Source organism: Aeromonas schubertii (genome assembly GCF_000820105.1).
Taxonomy (GTDB): Bacteria; Pseudomonadota; Gammaproteobacteria; order Enterobacterales; family Aeromonadaceae; genus Aeromonas; species Aeromonas schubertii.
Genome location: NZ_CDDB01000049.1, coordinates 111,423 through 135,540, shown reverse-complemented (window position 1 = coordinate 135,540; position 24,118 = coordinate 111,423). Strand labels below are relative to the sequence as shown.

Below are 24,118 nucleotides of genomic sequence, written 5' to 3'. Positions count from 1 at the left end.
ATGAGTCTCTGCGTTTCCACGCTTCGTCGCCAGTTCCCGGCCCTGCACCAGTCGGTCAACGGCCACCCCCTGGTCTATCTGGACAACGCCGCCACCACCCAGAAGCCCGAGGCAGTGCTGGAGGCCATGCGCGCGTTTTACCAGAACGACAACGCCAACGTACACCGGGCCTCTCACGCCCTCAGCACCCGGGCGACGGCGGCCTTCGAGGCGGCCCGCGAGACGGTGGCCCGCTTTATCAACGCCCCCGACAGCCGCGAGGTGATCTGGACCCGCGGCACCACAGAGGCGATCAACCTGGTGGCCCAAAGCTGGGGGCAGAGCCTTAAGCCCGGCGACGAGATCCTGGTCAGCACCCTCGAGCACCACGCCAATATCGTCCCCTGGCAGCTGGCGGCGCAGCGCAGCGGCGCCCGGGTCGTCCCCATCCCCCTCGACCCCCACGCCGACATCGACCTCGATGCCTACCGGGCCCTGCTCGGCCCGCGCACCCGGCTGGTTGCCGTCGGCCAGGTCTCCAACGCCCTCGGCACCATCAACCCGGTGGCAGAGATGGCACGGTTGGCCAAGGCTGCCGGCGCCCTGGTGTTGATCGACGGGGCCCAGGCAGTCGCCCACCTGCCGGTGGACGTGCAGCGGCTCGGCTGTGATTTTTACGCCTTCTCGGGCCACAAGATGTATGCCCCCACCGGTATCGGCGCCCTGTGGGGGCGCCGCGAGCTGCTCGAGAAGATGCCCCCCTGGCAGGGGGGCGGCGAGATGATCGAGCGGGTGAGCTTCGCCGGCACCCGCTTCAACCGGCCGCCGTTCAAGTTCGAGGCGGGCACCCCGCACATCGCCGGCGCCGTCAGTCTGGCAGCGGCCATCGACTTCCTGCAAGAGCAGGAGAGGGACGCTCTGCTCGCCCACGAGTACGAGCTGACCACCTACCTGGCCGAGCGGCTGCGGACTACCCCCGGCGTGCGCCTGGTGGGGGAGCCAAAGGAGCGGATCGGGGCCGTCTCCTTCCTGCTCGATGAGGTCCATCCCCAGGACGCCGGCACCCTGCTCGACCTGCAGGGGGTGGCGGTGCGCGTCGGCCACCACTGCGCCATGCCGCTGATGGAGAGCCTGGGGATCGGCGGCACCCTGCGGGCATCGCTCGCCTGCTACTCGACCCGGGAAGAGGTCGACGCCCTGATCCGCGCCATCCACAAGCTGGAGGAGTTCTTCTGATGCTCGCGACCTATACCCCCATCGGCGAGACGCCGGACGCCGATGCCATCCGCGCCGCCTTTGCCGCAGCCCAAGGCTGGGAGAACCAGTACCGCCTTATCATCCAGCTCGGCAAGCAGCTGCCCGCCCTGCCGGCCGAGTGGCAGACCGAGGAGCATCGCCTGCACGGCTGCGAGAGCCTGGCCTGGCTGCTGGCCGAGGAGCAAGACGGCCGCTGGCACTTCGCCTGCGACTCGGACGCACGCATCGTGCGCGGCCTCATCGTCATCGTACTGGCGGCCCTCAACCACCAGAGCGGCGCGGCGATCTGCGCCTTCGACATGGAGGCCTACCTCGCCGAGTTGGGGCTGGAGAAACACCTCTCCCCCTCGCGCGGCAACGGGCTGCGCGCCATCGTTCAGGCCATCCGCGAGCGGATCGGCTAATACAGAGAGGGCAGCCATCGGCTGCCCTCTCTGTATCTGTCCTCGTGGTTATTCAGCAGCGGGAGCTGGTTGGTCGGCGCGAGCGCCGCGCTCGGCGATCTTCTTGAGCACCCGGGAGACGGCCACGAAGCCAAAGGTGGCGGTCACCGGTGTCACGGCACCAAAGCCGGAGGCGCAATCCATCTTCATGGTGCCGTCGCTCGCCGCCTTGGCGTGACAGACGCCGCCACTGCCGTCCGGGTAGCTGAGCTGCTCGGTAGAGAAGACACACTCCACCCCGAACTTGCGCGCCGAGTTCTTGCTGAAGTGGTGCAGCCGGCGCAGGTCGCTGCGCACCTTGGCGGCCAGGGGATCCTGGATGGTCTTGGCCAAATCCGCCACCTGCACCTGGGTCGGGTCCATCTGACCACCGGCCCCCCCGGCGACGATGATAGGGATCTTGCGCCGCTTGCAGAACGCGATCAGCGCCACCTTGGCCTTGACCGAGTCGATGGCGTCGATGACGTAATCAAACCCGATGTGGATATGCTCGGCCAGGTTGTCGGCGGTGACGAAGTCATCCACCTCGGTCACCTGACAATCCGGGTTGATGAGGCGGATGCGCTCGGCCATGGCCTCGGTCTTGAGGCGGCCCACGTTCCCCTGCAGGGCGTGGATCTGGCGATTGCTGTTGGTGATGCAGATGTCATCCATGTCGATCAGGGTGATCTGACCGATGCCGGAACGCGCCAGTGCCTCGGCCGCCCAGGAGCCCACCCCGCCAATGCCGACCACGCAGACGTGAGCACGGGCGAAGGAGGCCAGGGCCGGCTGGCCGTAGAGACGGGCGATCCCGCCGAAGCGTTGCTGATACTCTGCGTTCATTTTCACCACCTTGGATTGGGGGCGCCCATTATACTCATCCGCCGGCGGGTCAAAAGAGTGAAAGAGGTCGAGATTTGCGGTTCGTGTGCAGCGAGGGAACCCGGATTCGGTTATGCTGTCTGACCTGTTATTTAGCGAACACGGAAGCCCCCAACACCATGAAGTACCTGGTAGTCCAGACCAAGCAGATCGGCGACGTGCTGGTCTCCACCGCCTTGTGTAACAACCTCAAGCAGAATGACCCAAGCGGCGAGGTTCACTACCTGGTCATGGACTACTGCGCCGGCATGGCCGAGGGCAATCCGCATATCGACCGACTCATCATCATAGAGAAGGCGCGCCGCAACGAGTGGCGCTATATGAAGGGTCTGCTGCTGGCCATTCGCCGCGAGCACTATGACGTGGTGGTCAACAGCCAGGGCCAGATGATCGGCCTGCTCACCTGCCTCTTCTCCGGTGCCCCCGTTCGCATCGGGTTTGACTCCTTCCCCTGGCGGCTCGGCCACAACCGTATCGTCCGTTTTCGCAAGGACACTGAGTTTCAGGGCAACAGTACCCTGGTGGACGACCGCTTCTCGCTGCTCAAGCCGCTCAAGCTGGCCCGCGAGGATCGCAACTACTACCTCTGGCTGAGTGAAGAAGAAAAACAACAAGGAAGGGATGCCCTGCTGGCCGCCGGCGTCGACCCGAGCCGCCCGCTGATCGCCATGGGCGTCAACTCGCTCGGGCACTACAAGCGCTGGCCCATCGACTGCTTCGCCAGGGTCGCCCAGTGGCTGATCGAGGAGCACAATGCCCAGATCCTGGTCTATTGCGGACCGGGGGAAGAGGAGTACAACCGGGGGCTGAAGCCGCTGCTGCCAGAGGCGTTGCAGGCCAGCGTGTTTGACCATGTTCAGACCCGATCGGTACGGGAGCTGGTGGGGCTGTTTGCTCACTGCCGCCTGTTTGTCGGCAATGACACCGGCCCACGCCATATGGCGCAGGCCCTCAACCTGCCGCTGCTCACCATAGTGGCACCAGGGGGGGACAAGATCATCGCCAACCCGGTCAACCACCCCCGCTTTCAGGCCATCGATGTGTTCGATGCCAAGGGAGCAGACTACCAGTTGCCGACCCAGGAGAAGGACTTCTTCGACGAGGCTCTGTTTCGCGCCATTACGCCCGAGCTGGTGAAGGCTCGCCTGCTCACCCTACCCGACTGGCAGGCACCCACCGCCTGAAAGCCTGCTCGAACTCGACCAGATCGAGGGAGTTGATATCCTGCTCCCGGGTATTGGTCGAGAACAGCACTGTGGCTGACGGGGAGTTGGGGTGCCACTCGAGGAAGTTCTCGTTGCCACCCCCTATGTCCGGGTTGTAGAGGCCAAGAATGGGCTTGTGCAGCCCGGCGGCGATGTGCACCGTCGCCGTGTCCACCGAGATCAGCCCCTGACACTGGCGCAACTGGGCAAACAGCCCGGCCAGCGAGGGCGCATCCGGTGACAGCAGCAAGCGCTCCGGTCGGCTCAAGCCGGCCCGGATCCCGGCCACCTCCTCTTCCATGCCCGGCGGATAGAGCAGGCAGATGGCGCAAGAGCCAGCCGCCAGCATCTGCTCAATCATCTGGCTGATAAGCTCGGGCCGCAGGCGGCGGGAGCTGCCACTGCCGTACGGGTTGAAACAGAGGACCGGCTCGGCCGGCCACCAGCTGGCCAGCGCATCGGGCGGGCTCATGGTCGGGACTATGTACTGCTGATCCGGATTGCTCACGCCGAGCCGCTGCAGCAGCAGGGCAAACTTGTCGGAGAAGTGCATGCCGCTAGAGGCCTTGCCCAGCTTGAGGTTGACCGCCTGCAGGGCATCGTCCATGCCGGCGACCCAATCCGCCCTGACCTGACTGATGAAGAAGATATCCTTCATTTTCAGCATTTTGCCAAAATGTACCAGGCACTCCACCTCCCCCAGCGAATGGGCCAGCCGCTTGAGCTGGCCATAGCCCGGCCGTTTGGGCACCTCTATCACCTTGTCCATGCCGAAATGATCGCGAAACAGAGGCGCCATGGCCGCAGTCGTGACGATCCACACCTCCCGCTCCGGGCTGGCGCGCTTGATCTCACGGGCCACCCAGGACGAGACGATGGCATCGCCCAGTTTGGCATCCCAGCGCAGCAACACTATCTTCCCCTTGCGCTCGTGCAGCGGAGCCGGCCGCTTGCGATCGAACAGCAGCTGCCCCAGCTTGCGGCGAAGAATGTCACGCTGGAGTTGCAGATCGTTGATTAATGACATGAACCCACCAGAAGAGCCGTTGAATTGGGAGAACGATGATACCAGCCTGATGCGGCTAGAGCGCCATCAGGGCATCGACCTGACGGCTGATCTCGGCCGGCGACAGGGCCGCCAGCTGATCCGTGGTCGACCTCAGCACTATGTTGCGGCCCGCCAGCGGGATGAAGGCATCGCGCCAGCGCTCATTGTTCATCAACACCAGGGTGGGTACCCCGAAGGAAGAGGAGATATGGATGATGGAGGTATCGGTCGAGATGACCCCTCGCGCATCCTTGATAATCTTGGCGGCATCGAGAATTGTGTCGGGAAACAGAGCTCTCATGTCTTGCCGCGAACAGGCCACTGGCTGCCTGGAGAAGACCAGGTAGGAGAGCCCCTCATAGGCAGGCAACTGCGCCAGAATCCCGTTGATCTGCGCCTCCGTCATCGAGTTGCCGACCTGGCTACCCGTCAGGTTGACCAGCAGATAACGGCCATACGCACTGGTATCCAGCTGCTCATTGCAGGGGGACGGTATGATGACCGGCACCCCGGTCTGCTCACCGGTCACGCTGAGCATGCGATAGACGAAGTGATCCCGGCTGGGACGCGACGACACTATGGTGGCCTTCTTGTTGAACAGCGGCAGCAACTTCTGCTGCCCTTCGCTCTTGAAGCGCAGGGGCAACGACTGCAAGCGCCCGTTGGCCAGCAACAGCAACTTGGCCATGGCGATATCATCAGGCTCGTCAAACAGATTGATCACCAGGTCATATCGCCGCTGCCTGAGTTCACGTAGCTTGCACCACATGCTCACCGGCAACAGGGTGTCGTTGAGGGTGATCACGTGACATTCGTCGATCCCGACGACCGACTCCGCCAGCAGCTGGTTGCGCCAGCTGCACACCAGCTCTAGGCGCGCGGCGGGGTACATCTCCCTGAGCCGGGCAATGGCGGGCAGGGTGAGAATGAAATCACCGATGGCGTCATAACCGACCACCAGCACCCTCGTCACCTGCGTCCCGGCAGGGCATGGGGCGGCGTCAGGCTCTCTGCCAATCAGCCATCTGGCAATGGAATGGGTAAGCAACTTTTTGAGGTTCATGGGTCATCCAGCATGTGTGGCCGCAGCTTTGGCAAGGCCCGCAGGGTGCCGACCCGCCGTCGGCACGCTCCGCCCTATTTCAGATAGTGGCCGTAGGCCCTGTCATCTATGGTGGTGGTGAACAGATCCACATCCAGACAGCTGGGTTCCACCCCGGATGCGGTCAGGCCGTTGAGTTGCAACCGACCGGTCAGATAGTCGGAAGGCATCCGCAGTGGATAGGCGCACTGCAACAGCTTCTTGGCCCCGCTCAGGCTCAATACATACCCTGCGGTAGAGAGCACACCTCGTTTGGAGGTGCGGCTGGGGGTCAGGTATCTGGCGAGTCGATAACCACCCGGCAGGGATGACAGGAACGGCCAGCGTTTGGCTTTGCCATGGTGCAGGAAGACGATTTCCGATTTGCAGGAGTGCACTATGGCCTCGATGATGGCCTTGCTGTGCATATGCAGGTAGATGTCATCCTCCAGCACCACGCAGCGCTCAATGCCCTCGGCGACGATGCGCTCATAAAGCCGGATATGGCTCATGGCACAACCTATCTCACCAAAGCTCAGCGCATGGCCGCACACCTCCTTGGCCAGTTCAAAATCCACCTTGGCCAGTTCGGCACTGCTCAACGCCTTCCCGTCTGTTGCATCTACAAACTCGAAATCTATGCCCAAATGCGCCATCTGCTGGACAACCATCGCCCGTCGCTCAACGCTGCGAGCCAGACTGATGACAAAAACTGGAATCATGACGTACGGGTATCCTCTTTCAACTCATGGGCAAACCAGATGAAAACCAGGCTGAGTGTGTACAGATAGAGCACACCTTGATGCTCAAACGGCACATCACTTAGCGAATTAATTGCAAATGCGAGGGGAACCAACACACCAGCAGAAATCCTGTTTAGATTGTTCGCAGCAAGATAGAGCGGCAGACCCAGAAAGATCACCAGTGCAATAAATCCTATGCTGCCGCGAACAACCAGGTTCTGCATATATTGATTATGTGAATGGACCAGCGCAGGATGAAAAATCAGAGGAGATATCTGATGATTATCGATTTGGGTCTGTTTCAGTGCATTGAAGCCATCCGTGCCCACCCCTGCCACAGGTGAATCTAAAAATCCCAGCCAGGCACTCTGCCAGGCAATCATCCGCAGGCCCCAAGATGACTCATAAGAACCTTTTTCTGCCGATTGAAGATCCGACACAGCTTCGGCAACCCGGATCTGTACCAACTGGTTAGTCTGATAGATGGCGCCCGTCGTGACCATGCAGAGCACGGCGACGACAATGTATTTCCAGGGCTTGAAGTAGGCCTTGTAGCTGATGACATAGGCGAGAATGACCCCGAAGGCGAGCCAGACCCCCCGGCTCTGGGAGAGATATAGCGCAAGCAGGGCCGCGAGCAGACCAACCAGAGCCCCCCCCCTCAACCACCCATGCAATCGCCTTTGCTGGAAGACAAACCAGTTGAGGATGGCCAGTGTCAACGCTGCCTGCGAGAAGAGGATCGCGTTGGTAAACCCCTCTACCCGGACTATGCCGTGCTGGTACTGCCAGATGCTGAGGATGCCCAATCCCATCCCACCCAGCACGATGGCCAGGTACCCCAGCATCAGCAGCACGGGTTTGCGCGGCATCATCAGCGCGAAGACAGCGACATAAAACAGCCCTCGCATCACCCCGTACTGATCGCCATGGATCAACCTGTTCACGAAGATCATGACGGCGTACACCAGCAGGCCCCAGAGAATCCGTCGATCCCTGAGCCCAACATCCTGCTGCTTGCCGACAGAGTAGTTCAACAGACCGAAGATCCCGGTCACCGCCAGCAGGTTGGACTGCATGCTCTGGCCGGCTGGCACCAGAAACAGGCCGCAAAAGGCAAAGATGATGGTCAGTCCGAACAGGGCTGTCGTCACCTTATCGAGCAAAACGAGGCTTCTGCTGAGCATCAATCACGATTTCCTGAAGACATAGTTACCCCGGATCTTGCGCCACAACCCAAACACGTCGGTACGGGGGAAGATGGCGATCCGGCGGATCTGGTAAGGGTCCCGATGCATGACCTTGGGACCGCTGTTGGTGGCGACAGCATAGCGGTAGCCGGCAGCGATAGCCTGGGCTTTTGCACCCTCGTTCAGATCGCCGTAAGGGTAGGCAAACGACAGCAGCGGATGACCCAGCAGAGCCTCCAGCTGACGCTTGTTCTCCCCAATCTCATGGGCCTGCTGGTCTGACGAAAGCTGACTCAAGCGAGGATGGGTCAGGGTATGCCCGCCAATCTCCACATGACCGCTCGCCACCAGCGCCTTGAGCTGCTCGCTGTTCATCAGGGGGACTCGGGTGTCAGGGTTGGTCGGATGTTCCACATCCCAACGATTATGGTCTTCTCCGGTCACCACATACACCACGGCTTTGTAACCATATTTTTCCAGCAGGGGCAACATACGGGTGAGGTTATCCAGATAGCCATCATCCACAGTGATCATCAGGTACTTCTTGCCGTACTCCAGCCGGTGGATAAATCCCTTTTCGGCCAGATCGCGAAAGGTGAGGGTCTCGTACCCGAGTCGTTTCAAAAGCTTCAGATGCTTCTCAAACATGGCGGCAGGAATCCAGGTGCCGTGCACCCCTTTCTCGCTCTCGTGATCGATAAAGCGGTGATACATGATAACCGGCATCTCCCGGCGTAATGTCTCTACCACGGCATCCTGATAGACACTCTCCAGCCGATCGACCACACCACCCAGCTCATACTCGGCCAGCACCCGGGCACGCAGTGTCTCGCTCACCGCTCGGCTCGAAAGGGCCAGGGTCACATCTTCTTTGAGGGCAACGAAGTCGATGTCGAGATCCTTCGGGCCAATATCGCCGAAGTTACTGGCCAGTGCCTGATCCAGATTATCCTCGGTCACCAGGCCGATGGATCTGGCCTCGCCGATGGCCAGAGTCGGCCGACCGCAGAGTAGGGACTCCATCGCAACACGACCGGCACCGATCACCAGATCACATGCCGCCAACAGACCCGGCACATCCTCCACATAGCCAACAAACTGAGCGCGACCGATAAAACGCTGGAAACGTTCACTCACCCGGGAGCCTGTCACCACGCGCACGTCGCACGCCTCCAGATCGAGCACCTCGTCGAGCAGACGATAACAGAGATCGCCCTTGGGGCCCGTCAGTCGGCCGACAATGGCCACCACAGGTCTGGGATTATCGGCCGCCGGGCACGGGATGAAGCGGTCTGTCTCTATGCCATTACGGATCACCTGCACCATGGCGGGGTCGACCCCCAGGTTGTCGATGATCTGCTGCGCGATATCTTCACACACAGCCACGGCCCGATAGCCCAGCGCATGGAACGCCTTGCGCGACGCATGTACCGGCTGGCGACCATGGACTGTGGTGATCATGGGTGTCCCGGTCAGTTTGCAGGCGACGAAACTGCTCCAGCCTGAGGCGCGGGAGTGAGCATGAACCAGCTGGATCTTGTGCTTCTTGATGAGATAGATGAGGTAGAAAACGTGCCAGAAGCGGCGCAGAATGCTGCGCTTGTTGAATCTCAGCTTGAAGACGGGGCCCAGGGTCGGTTTGGTCAGGGTATCCGAGACATAGAAGACGTTGTGACCACGCCGGGTCAGCTCGTTACCCACAGTGGTGGCATAGACCTCGGCGCCCGTCACCTCGAGCTGGGAGAGAGCCATCAATATATTCATCGCGCACTTATCCGGTAGAAATAGACAAAGAAGGCACCACAACAGAGCGCAGAAACCGGAAGCAGGTCTCCCCGCTTCCGGCTCACTTCATCTCATCTGGCGACTGACTCAGCGGTTGAGCCAGGCCATGTAGTCCGCCACCCCTTCGGCAACGGTCTTGAACTCGCCGTCATAGCCCACGCCACGCAAGCGGGTGAGATCCGCCTGGGTGAAACTTTGGTAGCGTCCCTTGAGGTGGTCCGGGAAGGGGATGTACTCCACCTCGCCCTGGCCGTGGTACTTGATCACCGCCTCGGCCACGTTCTGGAACGGCTCGGCACGGCCGGTACCGCAGTTGAAGATGCCGGAGTGCTGCGGGTTCTGCCAGAACCAGAGGTTCACCTTGCAGACGTCATCGATATAGATGAAATCACGCATCTGGCCACCGTTCGGGAAACCGTCACATCCTTCGAACAACTTGGGATTCTGCCCCTGCTTCACCTGGGTATTGAGGTGGAACGCCACCGAGGCCATGGAGCCCTTGTGCTGCTCACGCGGGCCATAGACGTTGAAATACTTGAGCCCTACCACCTGGGAGTTGATCTGGGGCATCCAGCGGCGCACATACTGATCGAACAGCTGCTTGGAGTAGCCATAGACGTTGAGGGGCTGCTCGAACTTGGGATCCTCGATAAAGTTGTCGTTGCGACCACCATAGGTAGCGGCAGAGGAAGCATAGATGAAGGGGATCTCACGTTCGATACAGTAGTGGAACAGATCCTTGGAGTACTCGTAGTTGACCTCCATGATGAACTTGCCGTTCCACTCTGTGGTGGCCGAGCAGGCGCCTTCGTGGAAGATCACCTCGATACCGTCCCACTCCTCGAACTCGTCGCCGGAGACGATGCGGGCCTGAAACTCGTCCTTGTCCATATAGTCGGCGATGGTGAGATCGCTGATGTTGACGAACTTGGTACCGTCGGTGAGATCATCGATCACCACCACATCGGTGCGCCCTTGGGCATTGAGCTGCTTGACCAGGTTGCTGCCGATAAAGCCGGCACCGCCAGTGACTACGATCATGGGGCTTACCCTCTAGTGCGAAGGCCCACCGTGTGACACAGTTGTGAAGCTGTGTATAGTGGGCGATTTGAAAATTGCCGAAAAGTTTATCATGCCCAGAAGCCATAGACGAATCCTGAGCAGGGGAGAGAGACGATGAAGACCAGAGACAGGATCATCCATGGTGCCACCGAGCTGTTCAACGAGCAGGGTGAGCGTAACGTCACCACCAACCACATCGCGGCCCATCTGGGGATCAGCCCCGGCAATCTCTACTACCACTTCCGCAACAAGGAAGACATCATCCACAGCATCTTCGACCACTACACCCGCCATCTGGCAGAGAGTTTCGCCCCGGTGCAGGAGAGGGAGATCCGCATCGAGCATCTGATGGGCTATCTCGACGCCATCTTTTACCTGATGTGGCAATTTCGCTTCTTCTACGCCAATCTGCCCGACATCCTGAGCCGCGACGAGCTGCTGCAACAGAAGTACCTCAGGGCCCAGGAGCAGCTGGCCAGCTCGGTCCTCGGCCTGCTGCGCAGCCTGCGCGATGGCGGCCTGCTGCTGGTGAGCGAAGAGGACATGCCGGATCTCGGCCAGACCATCAAGATGGTGGTGACCTTCTGGATCGCCTATCAGATAGCCCAGGCCCCTGGCACCCGCATCACCAAGCCCCTGCTCTACAAGGGGGTGCTCAAGGTGCTCTTCATCTTGCGCCCCTACCTGCGAGACGAGGTCAGGCCGCAGATCGCCGGTCTGGAGCAGCACTACCGGGAGTTGGCCGGGTGATCTGTTTCACAATTGTTTAAATGAGATAAAAAGAGTTGAATCCCGTGGCCGGAGAGACAGAGTAATATGTTGCCACTTTGGGCAAGCCCCCCACGACCACGAGGAATCACTCATGTCCAACGCATTTTATCGCCACCTGAGCGCCGAGCTGGAGCAGGTCAAGGCTGACGGCCTCTACAAGCAGGAGCGCCTCATCACCTCCGCCCAGCAGGCAGGCATCATGGTCGGCGGGCAGGAAGTGCTCAACTTCTGCGCCAACAACTATCTGGGCCTGGCCAACCATCCCGAGTTGATCACCGCCGCCAAGGAGGGCCTCGACAGCCACGGCTTTGGCATGGCCTCGGTACGCTTCATCTGCGGCACCCAGGATCAGCACAAGGTGCTGGAGCAGAAACTCTCCACCTTCCTCGGCACCGAGGACACCATCCTCTACTCCTCCTGCTTCGATGCCAACGGCGGTCTGTTCGAGACCCTTCTGGGCGCCGAAGACGCCATCATCTCCGATGCCCTGAACCACGCCTCCATCATTGACGGCGTGCGTCTGTGCAAGGCCAGGCGCTATCGCTATGGCAACAACGACATGGCCGACCTCGAGCAACAGCTCAAGCAGGCCACCGCTGACGGCGCCCGCTTCAAGCTGATCGCCACCGATGGCGTCTTCTCCATGGACGGCGTCATCGCCGATCTGAACGCCATCTGCGATCTGGCCGACAAGTATGACGCCCTGGTGATGGTCGATGACTCCCATGCCGTCGGCTTCATCGGCGAAAACGGCCGAGGTACCCACGAATACTGTGGCGTCATGGATCGGGTCGACATCATCACCGGTACCCTGGGCAAGGCCATGGGCGGTGCCTCCGGTGGCTACACCTCGGGCAAGAAGGAAGTGATCGACTGGCTGCGCCAGCGCTCCCGCCCCTACCTCTTCTCCAACTCCCTGGCACCGGCCATCGTCGCCGCCACCATCAAGGTGATCGACATGCTGGCCGATGGGCAGGAGCTGCGTGCCCACCTGCAGGAGAACAGCCGCTATTTCCGCGAACGCATGAGCGCCGCCGGCTTCACCCTGGCCGGGGCTGACCACGCCATCATCCCGGTGATGCTGGGGGATGCCAAGCTGGCCGCCGAGATGGCGAGCCGCATGCTGGCCGAGGGCATCTATGTGGTGGGCTTCTCCTTCCCGGTCGTGCCCAAGGGCCAGGCCCGTATCCGCACCCAGATGTCGGCGGCCCACACCCGCGAGCAGCTGGACCGCGCCATCGATGCCTTCATTCGCATCGGCCGCGAGCTCGGCATCATCTGATTCCAAGGGGGCCGAGGGCCCCCTTTTTGGCATTCATCGTGAAGGAACAACCATGAAAGCACTCTCCAAGCTGCACCCCGCCAAGGGCATCTGGATGACCGATGTCCCCATGCCGGAGCTCGGCCACAACGATCTGCTCATCAAGATCCGCAAGACCGCCATCTGCGGCACCGATATGCACATCTACAACTGGGACGAGTGGTCCCAGAAGACCATTCCCGTCCCCATGGTGGTCGGCCACGAGTATGTGGGCGAAGTGGTCGCCATCGGCCAGGAGGTGCGCGGCTTCGCCATCGGCGATCGGGTCTCTGGTGAAGGGCACATCACCTGCGGTCACTGCCGCAACTGCCGCGCCGGGCGCACCCACCTGTGCCGCAACACCATAGGGGTGGGTGTCAACCGCCAGGGCAGCTTCGCCGAGTACCTGGTGATCCCCGCCTTCAACGCCTTCAAGCTGCCGGATAATATCTCCGACGAGCTGGCCTCCATCTTCGATCCGTTCGGCAACGCCGTGCACACCGCCCTCTCCTTCGATCTGGTCGGTGAGGATGTGCTCATCACAGGCGCCGGCCCCATCGGCATCATGGCCGCCGCCGTCTGTCGCCACGTCGGCGCCCGCCACGTGGTGATCACCGACGTCAACGAGTACCGCCTCGAACTGGCCCGCAAGATGGGAGCCACCCGCGCCGTCAACGTGGCCAAGGAGAAGCTGGCCGATGTGATGAACGAGCTCGGCATGACCGAGGGTTTCGACGTGGGGCTGGAGATGTCCGGCGTGCCGTCCGCCTTCCAGGAGATGCTCGACAAGATGAACCACGGCGGCAAGATCGCCATGCTCGGCATTCCTCCCTCCACCATGGCCATCGACTGGAACAAGGTGATCTTCAAGGGCTTGTTCATCAAGGGGATCTACGGCCGCGAGATGTTCGAGACCTGGTACAAGATGGCAAGCCTGATCCAGTCCGGGCTGGATCTCACCCCCATCATCACCCATCGCTTCCCCATCGACGAGTTCCAGCAGGGCTTCGACGCCATGGGCTCGGGCCAGTCGGGCAAGGTGGTGCTGAGCTGGGATTGATGCTCCGGCGCCAACATGACGAAGGGGAGCCGCTGGCTCCCCTTCCCGTTAGGGTGACTCACTTCTTCTTGGCGTATTTCATGGAGTCCAGTGCCACCGCCAGAATGATGATGGCCCCCTTGATGATGAACTGCCAGTACGGGCTGACGCCGATATAGGTGAGGCCGTAGTTGATGAGGGTGAAGATGATCACCCCGGTCACCACCCCGGCGACCGTGCCGACCCCGCCGGCAAACGACACCCCGCCCACCACGCACGCCGCAATGGCATCGAGCTCATACATAAAGCCCAGATTGTTGGTGGCGCTGCCGATACGACCCGCCTCCAGCATGCCGGCAAAGCCGTAGAAGGCCCCCGCCAGGGCGTAGATGGCAACCAGGTTGAGGGGGACATTCACCCCGGAGACCCTGGCCGCCTCTGGGTTGCCGCCGATGGCATAGATGTTCTTGCCAAAGCGGGTCTTGTTCCACAGCACCCACACCAGACCGATGGCGATGATGGCGTAGAAGGTGATGTAGGAGAGCTTGAAACCGCCCAGCCGTATGAACCCCTGGGCAAAGCTCGAGAAACGGGGATCGAAGCCGGCGATGGGCGAGGCCCCCACGTAGTCGTAGTAGAGGGAGTTGACCCCGTAGACGATGATCATGGTGCCCAGGGTGGTGATGAAGGGCGTCACGTTCAGGTAGGCCACCACCAGGCCATTGATGAGACCAATCAGGGCACCGATGGCACAGACGATCAGGATCACCACGGGGATCGGCACGGCGCCGAGCTCAGGAAACACCTTGTTGACGTTGGTCAGCGACTGCAGCAGGGTCGCCGCCACCACGGCTGCCAATCCCACCTGACGACCGGCCGACAGGTCGGTCCCCTGGGTGATGATAAGGCCCGCCACCCCGAGCGCTATGATGATGCGCACCGAAGATTGGGTGAGGATGTTGCTAAGGTTGGTGAGGCTCAAAAACGAGGGCTCCTGCACCACGATCACCACCAGCAGGATGAGCAGCACGGCGTAGATACCGCCCTCTTTGAGCATGCGCATCAGGTTGAAATTCTTGACCCACTCCATACGGATCTTCCCCTGTTACAGATAGAGAGAGGCCAGACGCAGGATTTCGCCCTGGTCGGTCTCTTTGGTGTTGACGATGCCGGCGACCCGGCCGTTGCTCATGACCAGGATGCGGTCGGTAATCCCCAGCAGCTCCGGCATCTCGGAGGAGATGATGATGATCCCCTTGTCCTTCCTGGCCAGCTCCAGGATCAGCTGATAGATCTCGAACTTGGCTCCCACGTCGATGCCGCGGGTCGGTTCGTCGAGCATCAGGATCTCCGGCTGGGTCAGCAGCCAGCGGCCGATGATCACCTTCTGCTGGTTCCCCCCCGACAGCGAACCGATAGCGGTCTTCTGGCTCGGGGTCTTGACCCGCATGGCATCGATCACCCACTGGGTATCGCTCTTCATCTTCTTGTCGCTGAGCAGGCCCAGCCGGTCCTGATACTGCTCCATGTTGGCGATCAGGGCGTTGAAGGCGATATCGAGCTGGGAGTAGATGCCGGTGGAGCGGCGCTCCTCGGTGACCAGGGCAAAGCCGTTGCGGATCGCCTCGTGGGCGTTATGGTTGTGCAGCTCGCGCCCGTGCAGCTCGATAGTGCCGCCGCTGCGCTCGCGAATGCCGAACAGGCTCTCGACGATATCGGTACGCCTGGCGCCCACCAGGCCGGCGACCCCGAGGATCTCCCCCTTGTGCAGGTCAAAGCTGACATCCTGGATAGAGGGTTGACGCAGTGAGGTAAGCCCGCGCACCTGGAGGATCACCTCCCTGGGGACGTTGGTCTTCTCGGGGAAGCGCTGGGTCAGCTCACGACCGACCATCATGCCGATGATCTTGTCCATGGTGAGGCCCGAGAGGGGCTGGGTGTCGATCCACTGGCCGTCGCGCAGTATGGTGATCTCGTCACACAACTTGAAGATCTCCTCCATCTTGTGGGAGATGTAGACGATCCCGCATCCCTTCTCTTTGAGCTTGTTGATGATGCGAAAGAGGTGATTGACCTCCTTCTCGGTCAGGGACGAGGTGGGCTCGTCCATGATGACGATCTTGGCGTCGTAAGAAACCGCCTTGGCGATCTCGATCATCTGCATCTGGGAGACCGACAGGGTCGCGACCTTGGCGCGGGGATCGATATCGATCTCCAGCTCCTCGAAGATACGCTTGGTATCGGCGTACATCTTGTCGTGATCCACGAACCATCCCCTGGTGGGGTAACGGCCGAGCCAGACGTTGTCCATGACGGTGCGTTGCAGCACCTGGTTGAGCTCCTGGTGCACCATGGAGATGCCGTTGTCGAGCGCCTCCTTGGAGGAGCGGAAGTTGACCTCACGGCCCTGGAAGGTGATGGTGCCCGTGTCCTTCTCGTAGATACCGAACAGGCACTTGAGCAGGGTAGACTTGCCCGCGCCGTTCTCGCCCATCAGGGCATGCACCGAGTGGGGTCGAACCCGCAGATGAACGTCGTCGAGGGCTTTGACACCAGGGAATTCCTTGCTGATGCCGACCATCTCGAGCAACCATTCCGATTGCTTTGCTGTTGTTGTCATAGCAGCCAACTACTTGCTGTGAGCCGTGAGGAGGAGGCATCCTCCCCACGGCTGCGGTGACGGAATTACTTGAACTGGGCCAGGTTTTCCTTGTCCACGCCCACATAGGGTACGCGCACCACCTTGTCGACAATCTGCCACTGGGTACCTTCACCGGCAGCCTTGCCCTCGGCTAGGTTCCTGGTCAGATCGAAGGTGGCCCTGGCCTGGTTGCCGGCGTCGTTGAGCACGGTACCGGCCATGGCGCCACTGTCGACCAGGGCCAGGGCTTCTGGCAGGGCATCCACACCAAACACCGGGATGCTGCTCTTGCCGGCGGCCTTCAGGGATTCGATGGCCCCCATGGCCATGGCGTCGTTGTTGGCAATGACCACTTCAATCTTGTTGGCGTTGGGGCCAGAGACCCAGGCATCCATCTTGTCCTTGGCCATGGCGGTGTCCCACATGCCGGTGTCCAGATGCAGTTGCTCGGTCTTGATGCCCCCATCGTTCAGGGTCTTGATGACATAGGTGGTGCGCGCTTCCGCATCCGGGTGGCCCGGCTCCCCCTTGAGCAGTACGAACTGGATCTGGCCGTCCTTGTTGAGATCCCACTCCGGGTGGGCCTTCCAGTGTTTGGCGATAAGCTGGCCCTGGATGATGCCAGACTCCTTGGAGTCGGTTCCGACATAATAGGCCTTGTCATAGCTGGCCAGATCGGCGGCACTCGGCTCCTTGTTGTAGAAGACCACCGGGATCTCGTCGATACGGGCCTTCTCGATGACCACCGAGGCGGCGGCCGGATCCACCAGGTTGATGGCGAGCGCCTTCACCCCCTTGGCGATCAGCACGTCGATCTGATCGTTTTGCTTGGACTGGTCATTCTGGGAGTCATTCATCAGCAGCTTGATGTCGGGATAGGCGGCGGCCTCCTTCTCGATGGCCTTGCGCACCACGGACATGAAGTTGTCGTCGTACTTGTAGACGGTGAAACCCAGGGTCGTCTCGGCCAGGGCGGCAGAGGCGGTGGTCATGCCCATCAGCAGGGCGGCGATGGCGGTCATTTTTTTCATGTGTGCTCCGATCTTCTATCTCTTTGTTGTCGTAGGGTGGCGAGCAGCCGGTGGTCAATGTAACCGGCTTGTTGTTTTCTCTTCTGTGATCATGACGGCAAAGTGGAAACGATTACAATTTGTTACGATGACAGATTAACCCTGCAAAAACATGAAGTTATAAATAACCACCATGATTTTGGCCTCAGCTGAATCGGCATTGAGACAGGAGAAATGTTACCGCAAGGTTGTCAATCGTCCCCCAACCGACAACCCCAACGATAGCGGCGCGCGCTCAGCTGAAACTCGGGGCGAACGCTCTGGCTCCAGGAGTCGTCACCACCGACCCCCATGTGCTCCCCGTCCAGGCAGACAAAGAGCCCGGCCTCTTCCACCAGCTCCCCCTGGTGACGAGCTTGTGCCAGTTGTCGCTGACTGAAACGGCTGGCACTGAAGTGGAAGGCGCCCCGGACCGAGAGGGGCCCGAGCCACAGCTCGCGAGTGTCGCAGCGCAGGCCATTGTCACTTGGAAAGATGTAGGGGGTATGCAGGGCCGCCAGGGACAACTCCCAGCATCCAAGATCGGCACTCAGCCGTCGATCCGGATAGTTTTCATGGGGACCACGCCCCAGCCACCGCACCGACTCGGGCACCATGGCCAGATGCAACTGCAGGCCGACACGCGGCAGTGGGGGAAGCGAGTCGGCCAGCTCCACCTCTATGGCCAGCGCCATGCCTCCCTCCTGGTCGACGCTATGCTGCCACTGCGTCAGGGCGACCAGCGCCTCCCCGTGGAAATAGCCGTGCCGTACCCATAGCGCCCCCTCCCGCTCCTCGATGCCGAGACAGCGGTGGCGCCACTGCCCCAGGCCACAAGCCTGCCAGCGCGCCAACCAGGAGCCCGGGTCCGCGTGATCCGCCTCGCTGGTGCCGATGTCGTTATCCAGCGGTGCCCGGTAGAAGTGATCGCTCACCGGCGCCAACAGTTGCTCCTCTCCGTCCCGCAGCCAGCGGTCGATGCACCCGGTGGCCCGATCCAGGTGCCAGTGGTGGCGACGACCCCGGATCCAGCCGCTCTCCTCGAGGCGCGGCCCTGCGGCCACGGGCCGCTGCAAAACCAGGGGGGCAGGCAGGAGGAACTGCTGGCGGGCAACCTCGTGGCCGGCTGCCGACCAGGGGGTCGACGCGATCTGGCTCACCGCCAGATCCAGCCAGTGGAGAGTGCCCCCCTCCTCCCACTCTCCCAGCGTCAGGGTTAGGCGCTGCTGTGGCGCCATGGCAAGCAAGCACTCACCTTCCAGGATGGATTCCCCATCGGCACAGACTCGCCACTGTAACCGCTCGTTGTCGGTAGTGCGGAACAGATAGTCGCTGGTAACCTCGACCCGCAGCGGCCTGCTCGAGAGCAGCCGGAAGGTAAAAGGCTGCTGGGCTCGCCGCGCCTCGAACAGGGCCGGGTGCGCGGTGCGGTCGGGAAAGAGCAACCCGTTGCAGCAGAACTGCCGATCATTTTGCCGATCGCCAAAATCGCCCCCATACCCCCAATCGTGGCGCCCCTCCCCGTCGTGACGATCCAGCCCCTGATCCACCCAGTCCCAGACAAACCCGCCCTGCAGGCGGGGGTACTCCCGAAAATCCTGCCAGTAGTGGGCAAAGCCCCCCAGACTGTTCCCCATGGCATGGGCATATTCACAGAGAATGAGGGGACGGGACTCACCGGGCAGGCCGATCCACTTCTTGAGAGACCACTTGGGCACGGCCGGGAAGGGCTGATCCTCATCGGTGCGGGCATACATGGGACAGAGGATGTCGGTTGCCGCCGTGTTGGCGCCGCCGCCCTCATACTGGATCGGGCGGCTGGGATCCCGCCGCTTGATCCAGCGATACATGGCGTCATGGGCTGCCCCATAGCCCGACTCGTTACCCAGAGACCAGATGATGATGCAGGGATGGTTAAAGTCCCGCGCCACCATGCGCGCGGCCCGCTCCACGAAGGCCCCCAGCCAGAGGGGATCGTCGGCGAGACGCCCCATGGGAGTCATGCCGTGGGTCTCGATATTCGCCTCATCCACCACATAGAGACCGAGGCGATCACAGAGACGATAGAACTCGGAATGGTTGGGATAGTGGGCACAGCGCACCGCATTGAAGTTGTTCTGCTTGAGCAGTCGCAGATCCTGCTCGATCCTGGCCGGATCGATGGCATAGCCCATGGCGGGATCGAATTCGTGGCGATTGGCTCCCCGGATCAGCAGGGGCGCACCGTTCAGGAGCAGCAGGCCATCGCGGATCTCGACCCGACGAAATCCCACGTCACACCCCTCGGCCTCGATCACGCTCTCTGCGTCGAGCAGGGCCAGGGTGAGACGATAGAGATGAGGGGTCTCGGCACTCCACTGCAGCGGAGCATCGACCCGCATCATCAGGGTTGCCCGCTCTTCGTAGCCTCCCCTCTCATCCACCACGGCCGACCCCACCGCCACCACGCGCTCGCTGATTAACGCCTCATCCAGATAGAGGCGAGCGCGCAACCTGAGCCCGACCGCCCCCCGGGTCATCGCCGTCAGGGTCAGCAACCCGTCCCGATAACCCTCGTCCAGGGTCGCGGTAAGATTGAAATCGCTCAGATGGCGGGCCGGTTTGTGCAGCAACTCCACCGAGCGAAAGATGCCCGAGAGCCACCACATGTCCTGATCCTCCAGATAACTGCCGTCGGACCAGCGCATCACCAGCACGCAGAGGCGGTTATCCCCGGCCCTGAGAAAGGGGGTGAGATCAAACTCGGCAGGCAAGCGGCTGTCCTGGGAGTAACCGACCCAGGCTCCGTTGCAGAAGAGGTGGAAGGCACTGCTCACCCCGTGCAACAGAATGCGCGTCTGCCCCTCTGCGAGCCAGGCGGGTGACACCCTAAACAGGCGCGAATAACAACCGGTCGGATTCTCCTCGGGCACCCGAGGAGGATCGCAGGGAAAGGGGTACTTGATGTTGGTATAGATGGGGCCGTCGGTGTCCGGTCGCCCCCCCGGGTAGGCGGCGTCGAGCTGCCAGCAGCCGGGCACCCGGATCGGCACGGTCCGGGGCAGATCTGACGCCAGCCAGGCCTCGGGCACGGCTTGCGGCGAGGAAAACCAGGCAAAACCCCAGTCGCCATCGAGGGAGAGAAGATGGGGAGAAGACCCCTGAATCCTGGCGCTCTCCTCATCGGGCCAACCGGCCAGGGGAACGTGCACCGCCAGACGGTGAAGGGAAGTGACACTCTGGGTCTGCCACTCCTGCCGGGCCACTGTCTCCTTGAGCATGCATCCTCTCCTCTCACCGTGATGGGAGGAGTGTAGGAGAGGAGGCTGAGTGGATCAGCGATCCGGCTCACAGCCGTGTAAACGATTACACCAGTTTTGAGAAGTAAAACGTCAATAAAGAGGGGTTAATTTTTTACCAGCCTCACTTGCGAACGGCTGTCACCGATTGACGGTTGACCAGGGTCGGCGCATAGAGGCGGCTCCCCTCGGCCGGCGCATCGCCGGCGGCCAGCTGCAGGGCCAGCCGCGCCGCCTGGGCCGCCATCAACTCGATGGGATAGCGCAGAGTGGTCAGCTTGGGCCTGAGGTAGCGGGCATAGACCAGATCGTCGAAGCCGACCACCGAGACCTCTTCCGGCACCCGCAGACCGTTATCCGCGAGCACCGAGAGGGCGCCGGCGGCCATGGCATCGTTATAGGCCACCACGGCCGTCAGGGGCAGCCCCTTGGCGAGCAGATTGAGCATCGCCTGCTCGCCCCCCTCCTCGCTCGGCGCCCCCCACTCGACCCACTCATCGTGGGCGCTCACTCCACCTTCGCGCAGTGCCTCCTGCCATCCCTGATGACGCAAGGCGGCATCCTCGATGGCGTGATCGGAACAGAGGAAGGCGATATGACGGTGGCCGAGCTCGAGCAGATGACGGGTCGCCACCGTGGTACCGAGACGGTTGTTGAGGGCGATGCAGCGCCCGGGCAGGGCGGCCACCTCCCGGTTGATGAAGACCATGCCGGGCACCTGCTGGGCATACTCCACCAGGGCCTCGTCGGACAGCGCCTTGCTGTGTACCACCAGGGCCTCGCAGCGCTTGCCGATCAGCAACTCGATGGCCTCGCGCTCCTGCTCGGCCCGGTGAAAACCGTTCCCCATCAGGAGGTGCAGCTTCTGCTCCACCGCCACGGTACTCACCCCGCGCACCAGAGTACCGAAGAAGGGGTCGGCCACGTCCCCCACGACCACCCCCATGGTGTCACAGGTACGGTTGACCAGGGCCCTGGCGTTGGCGTTGGGGGTGTAGCCCAGCTCACTCATGGCCTTGCGAACCGCCTCCCGGGAAGCGGCACTGGCCTTGGGGGAGTTGTTCATGACCCGGGAGACGGTGGCCACGGAGACATTGGCAAGACGAGCCACATCCTTGATGGTACTCATGGGTTTTCACTCGTTTTCACAGAAAGCATGGCGCGCATTATATCCCGTCAATACTGGATTCCTATGGGCAATTGTCGGCAGGTCACGCAGACCTCGGCCGCAAACAAGTGTAATCGTTTACACAACTATGCGCCCCATCACAGTTTCCTTTCGCCTCTGGCTCTAGACTCTCGACCATTGGATTGGGAGGCATGATGAAGATTCTGGTCACCGGAGGCTGCGGTTATATCGGCAGCCATACCACACTGGCACTGATGGCTGCCGGCCACGAGCCCGTATTGCTCGACAATCTGTGCAACAGCAAGGAGGCGGTACTGGAACGCATCGCCGCCATCGGCGGCGCCCTGCCCCGCTTCTATCGTGGCGACATTCGTGACGGGGCCCGGCTCGAGCAGATCCTGCGCGAGGAGCAGATCGAGGCGGTGATCCACTTCGCCGCCCTCAAGGCGGTAGGCGAGTCCACCGAGCTGCCCCTCGACTACTACGAAAACAACCTTACCGGCACCCTGGTGCTGCTGCGGGCCATGCAGCGTTGCGGGATCGCCACCCTGGTGTTCAGTTCATCGGCCACCGTCTACGGGGATCCTGCCAGCGTCCCCATCCGCGAAGAGTTCCCCCGCAGCGCCACCAACCCCTATGGCCGCTCCAAACTCATCATCGAGCAGGTGATGGAGGATCTGCAGGCAGCCGAGCCCGGCTGGAGCATGGTGGAGCTGCGCTACTTCAACCCGGTGGGGGCTCACGAGTCGGGCACCATGGGCGAGGATCCCCAGGGGATCCCCAACAACCTGATGCCCTATATCGCCCAGGTGGCCATAGGACGCCGGCCATATCTCAGCATCTTCGGCGACGACTACCCGACGCCGGACGGCACCGGGGTGCGTGACTACATTCACGTGATGGATCTCGCCGAAGGACACGTCAAGGCCCTCGAGCATTGCCATGGGCGCCCCGGAGTCCACACCTTCAACCTGGGAACGGGTCAGGGCTATAGCGTACGCCAGATGGTCGAGGCCTTCGCCGCTGCCAGCGGCAGGGAGATCCCCTGTCGCATCGCCCCGCGCCGCCCGGGCGATATCGCCGAGTGCTGGGCCGATCCGGGCCACGCCAAGGAGCACCTCGACTGGCAGGCCATCCGGAGTCTGGCAGACATGTGCGCCGACAGCTGGCGCTGGCAATCCCTCAACCCCAACGGTTACGACACAGAGCAGGAGTGATGATGTTCAATCCGGTAGATCACCCCCACCGCCGCCTCAACCCCCTCACCGGCCAATATGTGCTGGTCTCCCCCCACAGGGCCAAGCGCCCCTGGCAGGGTCAGGTGGAGACGGTGGCCGAAGGCAGCAGCCGGCAGCACGATCCCGACTGCTTCCTCTGCGCCGGTAACACCCGCGTCAACGGCGAGGTGAATCCCCCCTACGAGGGCACCTTCGTCTTTACCAACGACTTCGCCGCCCTGATACACGATACCCCGGCCGCCACTCCCAGCCGGGATCCCCTGTTGCATCTGGAGGCAGCACGTGGCACCAGCCGGGTCATCTGCTTCTCGCCGGATCACGGCAAGACCCTTCCCGAGCTCTCCCTGACCGCCATCGAGAGGGTGATCGCCACCTGGATCGAACAGGTGGCGGAGCTCTCCCGCGACTGGGAGTGGGTACAGGTATTTGAAAACAAAGGGGCCGTCATGGGCTGCTCCAACCCCCATCCCCACGGTCAGATCTGGGGCAGCGACTTCCTGCCCAACGAAATCGCACGGGAGGAGGAGCGCCAGAGCGCTTGGTTGGCGGAGCACGGTCGTCCCCTGCTGGTCGACTATGTGGCGCGCGAGCTCGAGGATCGCTCCCGCATCGTGGTGGAGAGCGAGCACTGGGTGGCCGTGGTCCCCTTCTGGGCTGCCTGGCCCTTCGAGACCCTGTTGCTGCCCAAGGCTCACGTCCCCTCCATGCTGGATCTGACGGCCGAGCAAGGTGCCGATCTCGCCATCGCCCTCAAGTCCCTCACCGGCCGCTACGACAATCTGTTCCAGTGCAGCTTCCCCTACTCCATGGGCTGGCACTTCGCCCCCCCCCGCAGCGAAAACCGGGAGGCCTGGCAGTTGCACGCTCACTTCTACCCGCCCCTGCTGCGCTCGGCCACGGTACGCAAGTTTATGGTGGGCTTCGAGATGCTGGCCGAGACCCAGCGCGACCTCACCCCGGAGCAGGCCGCCGAACGCCTGCGCTCCCTAAGCCCTGTTCACTACAAGATTGCCTGA

The 24,118-nt window shown here is 61.8% G+C and carries 20 protein-coding genes; 8 read left to right on the top strand and 12 right to left on the bottom strand.

What is annotated here, in order from left to right; genetic code table 11:
* Both BN1133_RS10215 and BN1133_RS10210 read left to right on the top strand, forming a co-directional pair.
* Entirely contained in the window at positions 1–1,215 is a 1,215-nt protein-coding gene (locus tag BN1133_RS10215; RefSeq protein ID WP_050666428.1) for an aminotransferase class V-fold PLP-dependent enzyme, read from the top strand.
* Positions 1,215–1,640: a SufE family protein gene (locus tag BN1133_RS10210; RefSeq protein WP_050666427.1), complete on the top strand. Its 426-nt coding sequence runs from the start codon at positions 1,215–1,217 to the stop codon at positions 1,638–1,640. The genes BN1133_RS10215 and BN1133_RS10210 overlap by 1 nt, the downstream gene beginning before the upstream one ends.
* A gap of 48 nt (positions 1,641–1,688) precedes the next feature.
* Here the strand turns inward: BN1133_RS10210 and tcdA are convergent, their stop codons facing one another.
* Positions 1,689–2,504, bottom strand: a complete 816-nt coding sequence (tcdA, locus tag BN1133_RS10205; protein ID WP_050666426.1) for a tRNA cyclic N6-threonylcarbamoyladenosine(37) synthase TcdA — start codon at positions 2,502–2,504, stop codon at positions 1,689–1,691.
* 158 nt (positions 2,505–2,662) lie between these two features.
* On the opposite strand from tcdA, the gene BN1133_RS10200 reads away from it, so the two are divergent.
* Positions 2,663–3,727 carry a glycosyltransferase family 9 protein gene (locus tag BN1133_RS10200; protein ID WP_050666425.1) on the top strand — a complete coding sequence of 355 codons (1,065 nt, stop codon included), beginning with the start codon at positions 2,663–2,665 and terminating at the stop codon, positions 3,725–3,727.
* Here the strand turns inward: BN1133_RS10200 and BN1133_RS10195 are convergent.
* The 6 genes from BN1133_RS10195 to rfaD all read right to left on the bottom strand — a co-directional run bounded on the left by BN1133_RS10195 (position 3,693) and on the right by rfaD (position 10,636).
* Positions 3,693–4,775, bottom strand: coding sequence for a glycosyltransferase family 9 protein (locus BN1133_RS10195; RefSeq protein WP_050666424.1), 1,083 nt, complete (start codon positions 4,773–4,775; stop codon positions 3,693–3,695). The two genes, BN1133_RS10200 and BN1133_RS10195, sit on opposite strands and share 35 nt — an antisense overlap.
* 55 nt (positions 4,776–4,830) lie before the next feature.
* Positions 4,831–5,859 carry a glycosyltransferase family 9 protein gene (locus BN1133_RS10190; RefSeq protein WP_050666423.1) on the bottom strand — a complete coding sequence of 343 codons (1,029 nt, stop codon included), beginning with the start codon at positions 5,857–5,859 and terminating at the stop codon, positions 4,831–4,833.
* Positions 5,860–5,933: 74 nt separating this feature from the next.
* Positions 5,934–6,599: a glycosyltransferase family 25 protein gene (locus BN1133_RS10185; RefSeq protein WP_050666422.1), complete on the bottom strand. Its 666-nt coding sequence runs from the start codon at positions 6,597–6,599 to the stop codon at positions 5,934–5,936.
* Positions 6,596–7,810 (bottom strand): O-antigen ligase family protein, encoded by a 1,215-nt coding sequence (locus BN1133_RS10180; protein ID WP_082177980.1) that lies wholly within the window; start codon positions 7,808–7,810, stop codon positions 6,596–6,598. The genes BN1133_RS10185 and BN1133_RS10180 overlap by 4 nt, the downstream gene beginning before the upstream one ends.
* On the bottom strand, positions 7,811–9,574 hold the full coding sequence (locus BN1133_RS10175; RefSeq protein ID WP_050666421.1) for a bifunctional glycosyltransferase family 4 protein/polysaccharide deacetylase: 1,764 nt from the start codon (positions 9,572–9,574) through the stop codon (positions 7,811–7,813).
* 108 nt (positions 9,575–9,682) lie between these two features.
* Entirely contained in the window at positions 9,683–10,636 is a 954-nt protein-coding gene (gene rfaD / locus BN1133_RS10170; RefSeq protein ID WP_050666420.1) for an ADP-glyceromanno-heptose 6-epimerase, read from the bottom strand.
* Between the two features lie 135 nt (positions 10,637–10,771).
* On the opposite strand from rfaD, the gene BN1133_RS10165 reads away from it, so the two are divergent.
* The 3 genes from BN1133_RS10165 to tdh all read left to right on the top strand — a co-directional run bounded on the left by BN1133_RS10165 (position 10,772) and on the right by tdh (position 13,788).
* Entirely contained in the window at positions 10,772–11,407 is a 636-nt protein-coding gene (locus BN1133_RS10165) for a TetR/AcrR family transcriptional regulator (protein ID WP_050666419.1), read from the top strand.
* Positions 11,408–11,519: 112 nt separating this feature from the next.
* Positions 11,520–12,710 (top strand): glycine C-acetyltransferase, encoded by a 1,191-nt coding sequence (locus BN1133_RS10160; RefSeq protein WP_050666418.1) that lies wholly within the window; start codon positions 11,520–11,522, stop codon positions 12,708–12,710.
* Between the two features lie 52 nt (positions 12,711–12,762).
* Positions 12,763–13,788 carry an L-threonine 3-dehydrogenase gene (tdh, locus tag BN1133_RS10155; protein ID WP_005353963.1) on the top strand — a complete coding sequence of 342 codons (1,026 nt, stop codon included), beginning with the start codon at positions 12,763–12,765 and terminating at the stop codon, positions 13,786–13,788.
* A gap of 58 nt (positions 13,789–13,846) precedes the next feature.
* Here tdh and mglC read toward each other — a convergent pair whose 3' ends face one another.
* The 5 genes from mglC to BN1133_RS10130 form a co-directional block, all read right to left on the bottom strand.
* Positions 13,847–14,857 (bottom strand): galactose/methyl galactoside ABC transporter permease MglC, encoded by a 1,011-nt coding sequence (gene mglC, locus BN1133_RS10150; protein WP_050666417.1) that lies wholly within the window; start codon positions 14,855–14,857, stop codon positions 13,847–13,849.
* 15 nt (positions 14,858–14,872) lie between these two features.
* The gene (mglA, locus tag BN1133_RS10145) at positions 14,873–16,387 is read right to left on the bottom strand and encodes a galactose/methyl galactoside ABC transporter ATP-binding protein MglA (protein WP_082177979.1); all 1,515 of its coding nucleotides are present in this window, start codon (positions 16,385–16,387) and stop codon (positions 14,873–14,875) included.
* A gap of 65 nt (positions 16,388–16,452) precedes the next feature.
* Positions 16,453–17,439, bottom strand: coding sequence for a galactose/glucose ABC transporter substrate-binding protein MglB (gene mglB / locus BN1133_RS10140; RefSeq protein ID WP_050666415.1), 987 nt, complete (start codon positions 17,437–17,439; stop codon positions 16,453–16,455).
* Positions 17,440–17,669: 230 nt separating this feature from the next.
* Positions 17,670–20,717: a beta-galactosidase gene (locus BN1133_RS10135; RefSeq protein WP_050666414.1), complete on the bottom strand. Its 3,048-nt coding sequence runs from the start codon at positions 20,715–20,717 to the stop codon at positions 17,670–17,672.
* Positions 20,718–20,859: 142 nt separating this feature from the next.
* Positions 20,860–21,864 (bottom strand): substrate-binding domain-containing protein, encoded by a 1,005-nt coding sequence (locus tag BN1133_RS10130; protein WP_050666413.1) that lies wholly within the window; start codon positions 21,862–21,864, stop codon positions 20,860–20,862.
* A gap of 194 nt (positions 21,865–22,058) precedes the next feature.
* Here BN1133_RS10130 and galE point away from each other — a divergent pair, with 194 nt between their 5' ends.
* Both galE and BN1133_RS10120 read left to right on the top strand, forming a co-directional pair.
* Positions 22,059–23,081 carry a UDP-glucose 4-epimerase GalE gene (galE, locus tag BN1133_RS10125; RefSeq protein WP_050666412.1) on the top strand — a complete coding sequence of 341 codons (1,023 nt, stop codon included), beginning with the start codon at positions 22,059–22,061 and terminating at the stop codon, positions 23,079–23,081.
* 2 nt (positions 23,082–23,083) lie between these two features.
* Entirely contained in the window at positions 23,084–24,118 is a 1,035-nt protein-coding gene (locus BN1133_RS10120; RefSeq protein WP_050666411.1) for a UDP-glucose--hexose-1-phosphate uridylyltransferase, read from the top strand.

Coding starts and splice junctions, on each gene's coding strand:
- tcdA (WP_050666426.1), bottom strand. CDS start 2,504: ATGAACGCAGAGTATCAGCAACGCTTCGGCGGGATCGCCCGTCTCTAC.
- BN1133_RS10210 (WP_050666427.1), top strand. CDS start 1,215: ATGCTCGCGACCTATACCCCCATCGGCGAGACGCCGGACGCCGATGCC.
- BN1133_RS10135 (WP_050666414.1), bottom strand. CDS start 20,717: ATGCTCAAGGAGACAGTGGCCCGGCAGGAGTGGCAGACCCAGAGTGTC.
- mglA (WP_082177979.1), bottom strand. CDS start 16,387: ATGACAACAACAGCAAAGCAATCGGAATGGTTGCTCGAGATGGTCGGC.
- BN1133_RS10195 (WP_050666424.1), bottom strand. CDS start 4,775: ATGTCATTAATCAACGATCTGCAACTCCAGCGTGACATTCTTCGCCGC.
- BN1133_RS10130 (WP_050666413.1), bottom strand. CDS start 21,864: ATGAGTACCATCAAGGATGTGGCTCGTCTTGCCAATGTCTCCGTGGCC.
- mglC (WP_050666417.1), bottom strand. CDS start 14,857: ATGGAGTGGGTCAAGAATTTCAACCTGATGCGCATGCTCAAAGAGGGC.
- BN1133_RS10160 (WP_050666418.1), top strand. CDS start 11,520: ATGTCCAACGCATTTTATCGCCACCTGAGCGCCGAGCTGGAGCAGGTC.
- rfaD (WP_050666420.1), bottom strand. CDS start 10,636: ATGATCGTAGTCACTGGCGGTGCCGGCTTTATCGGCAGCAACCTGGTC.
- mglB (WP_050666415.1), bottom strand. CDS start 17,439: ATGAAAAAAATGACCGCCATCGCCGCCCTGCTGATGGGCATGACCACC.
- BN1133_RS10165 (WP_050666419.1), top strand. CDS start 10,772: ATGAAGACCAGAGACAGGATCATCCATGGTGCCACCGAGCTGTTCAAC.
- BN1133_RS10175 (WP_050666421.1), bottom strand. CDS start 9,574: ATGAATATATTGATGGCTCTCTCCCAGCTCGAGGTGACGGGCGCCGAG.
- BN1133_RS10185 (WP_050666422.1), bottom strand. CDS start 6,599: ATGATTCCAGTTTTTGTCATCAGTCTGGCTCGCAGCGTTGAGCGACGG.
- BN1133_RS10200 (WP_050666425.1), top strand. CDS start 2,663: ATGAAGTACCTGGTAGTCCAGACCAAGCAGATCGGCGACGTGCTGGTC.
- BN1133_RS10215 (WP_050666428.1), top strand. CDS start 1: ATGAGTCTCTGCGTTTCCACGCTTCGTCGCCAGTTCCCGGCCCTGCAC.
- galE (WP_050666412.1), top strand. CDS start 22,059: ATGAAGATTCTGGTCACCGGAGGCTGCGGTTATATCGGCAGCCATACC.
- tdh (WP_005353963.1), top strand. CDS start 12,763: ATGAAAGCACTCTCCAAGCTGCACCCCGCCAAGGGCATCTGGATGACC.
- BN1133_RS10190 (WP_050666423.1), bottom strand. CDS start 5,859: ATGAACCTCAAAAAGTTGCTTACCCATTCCATTGCCAGATGGCTGATT.
- BN1133_RS10120 (WP_050666411.1), top strand. CDS start 23,084: ATGTTCAATCCGGTAGATCACCCCCACCGCCGCCTCAACCCCCTCACC.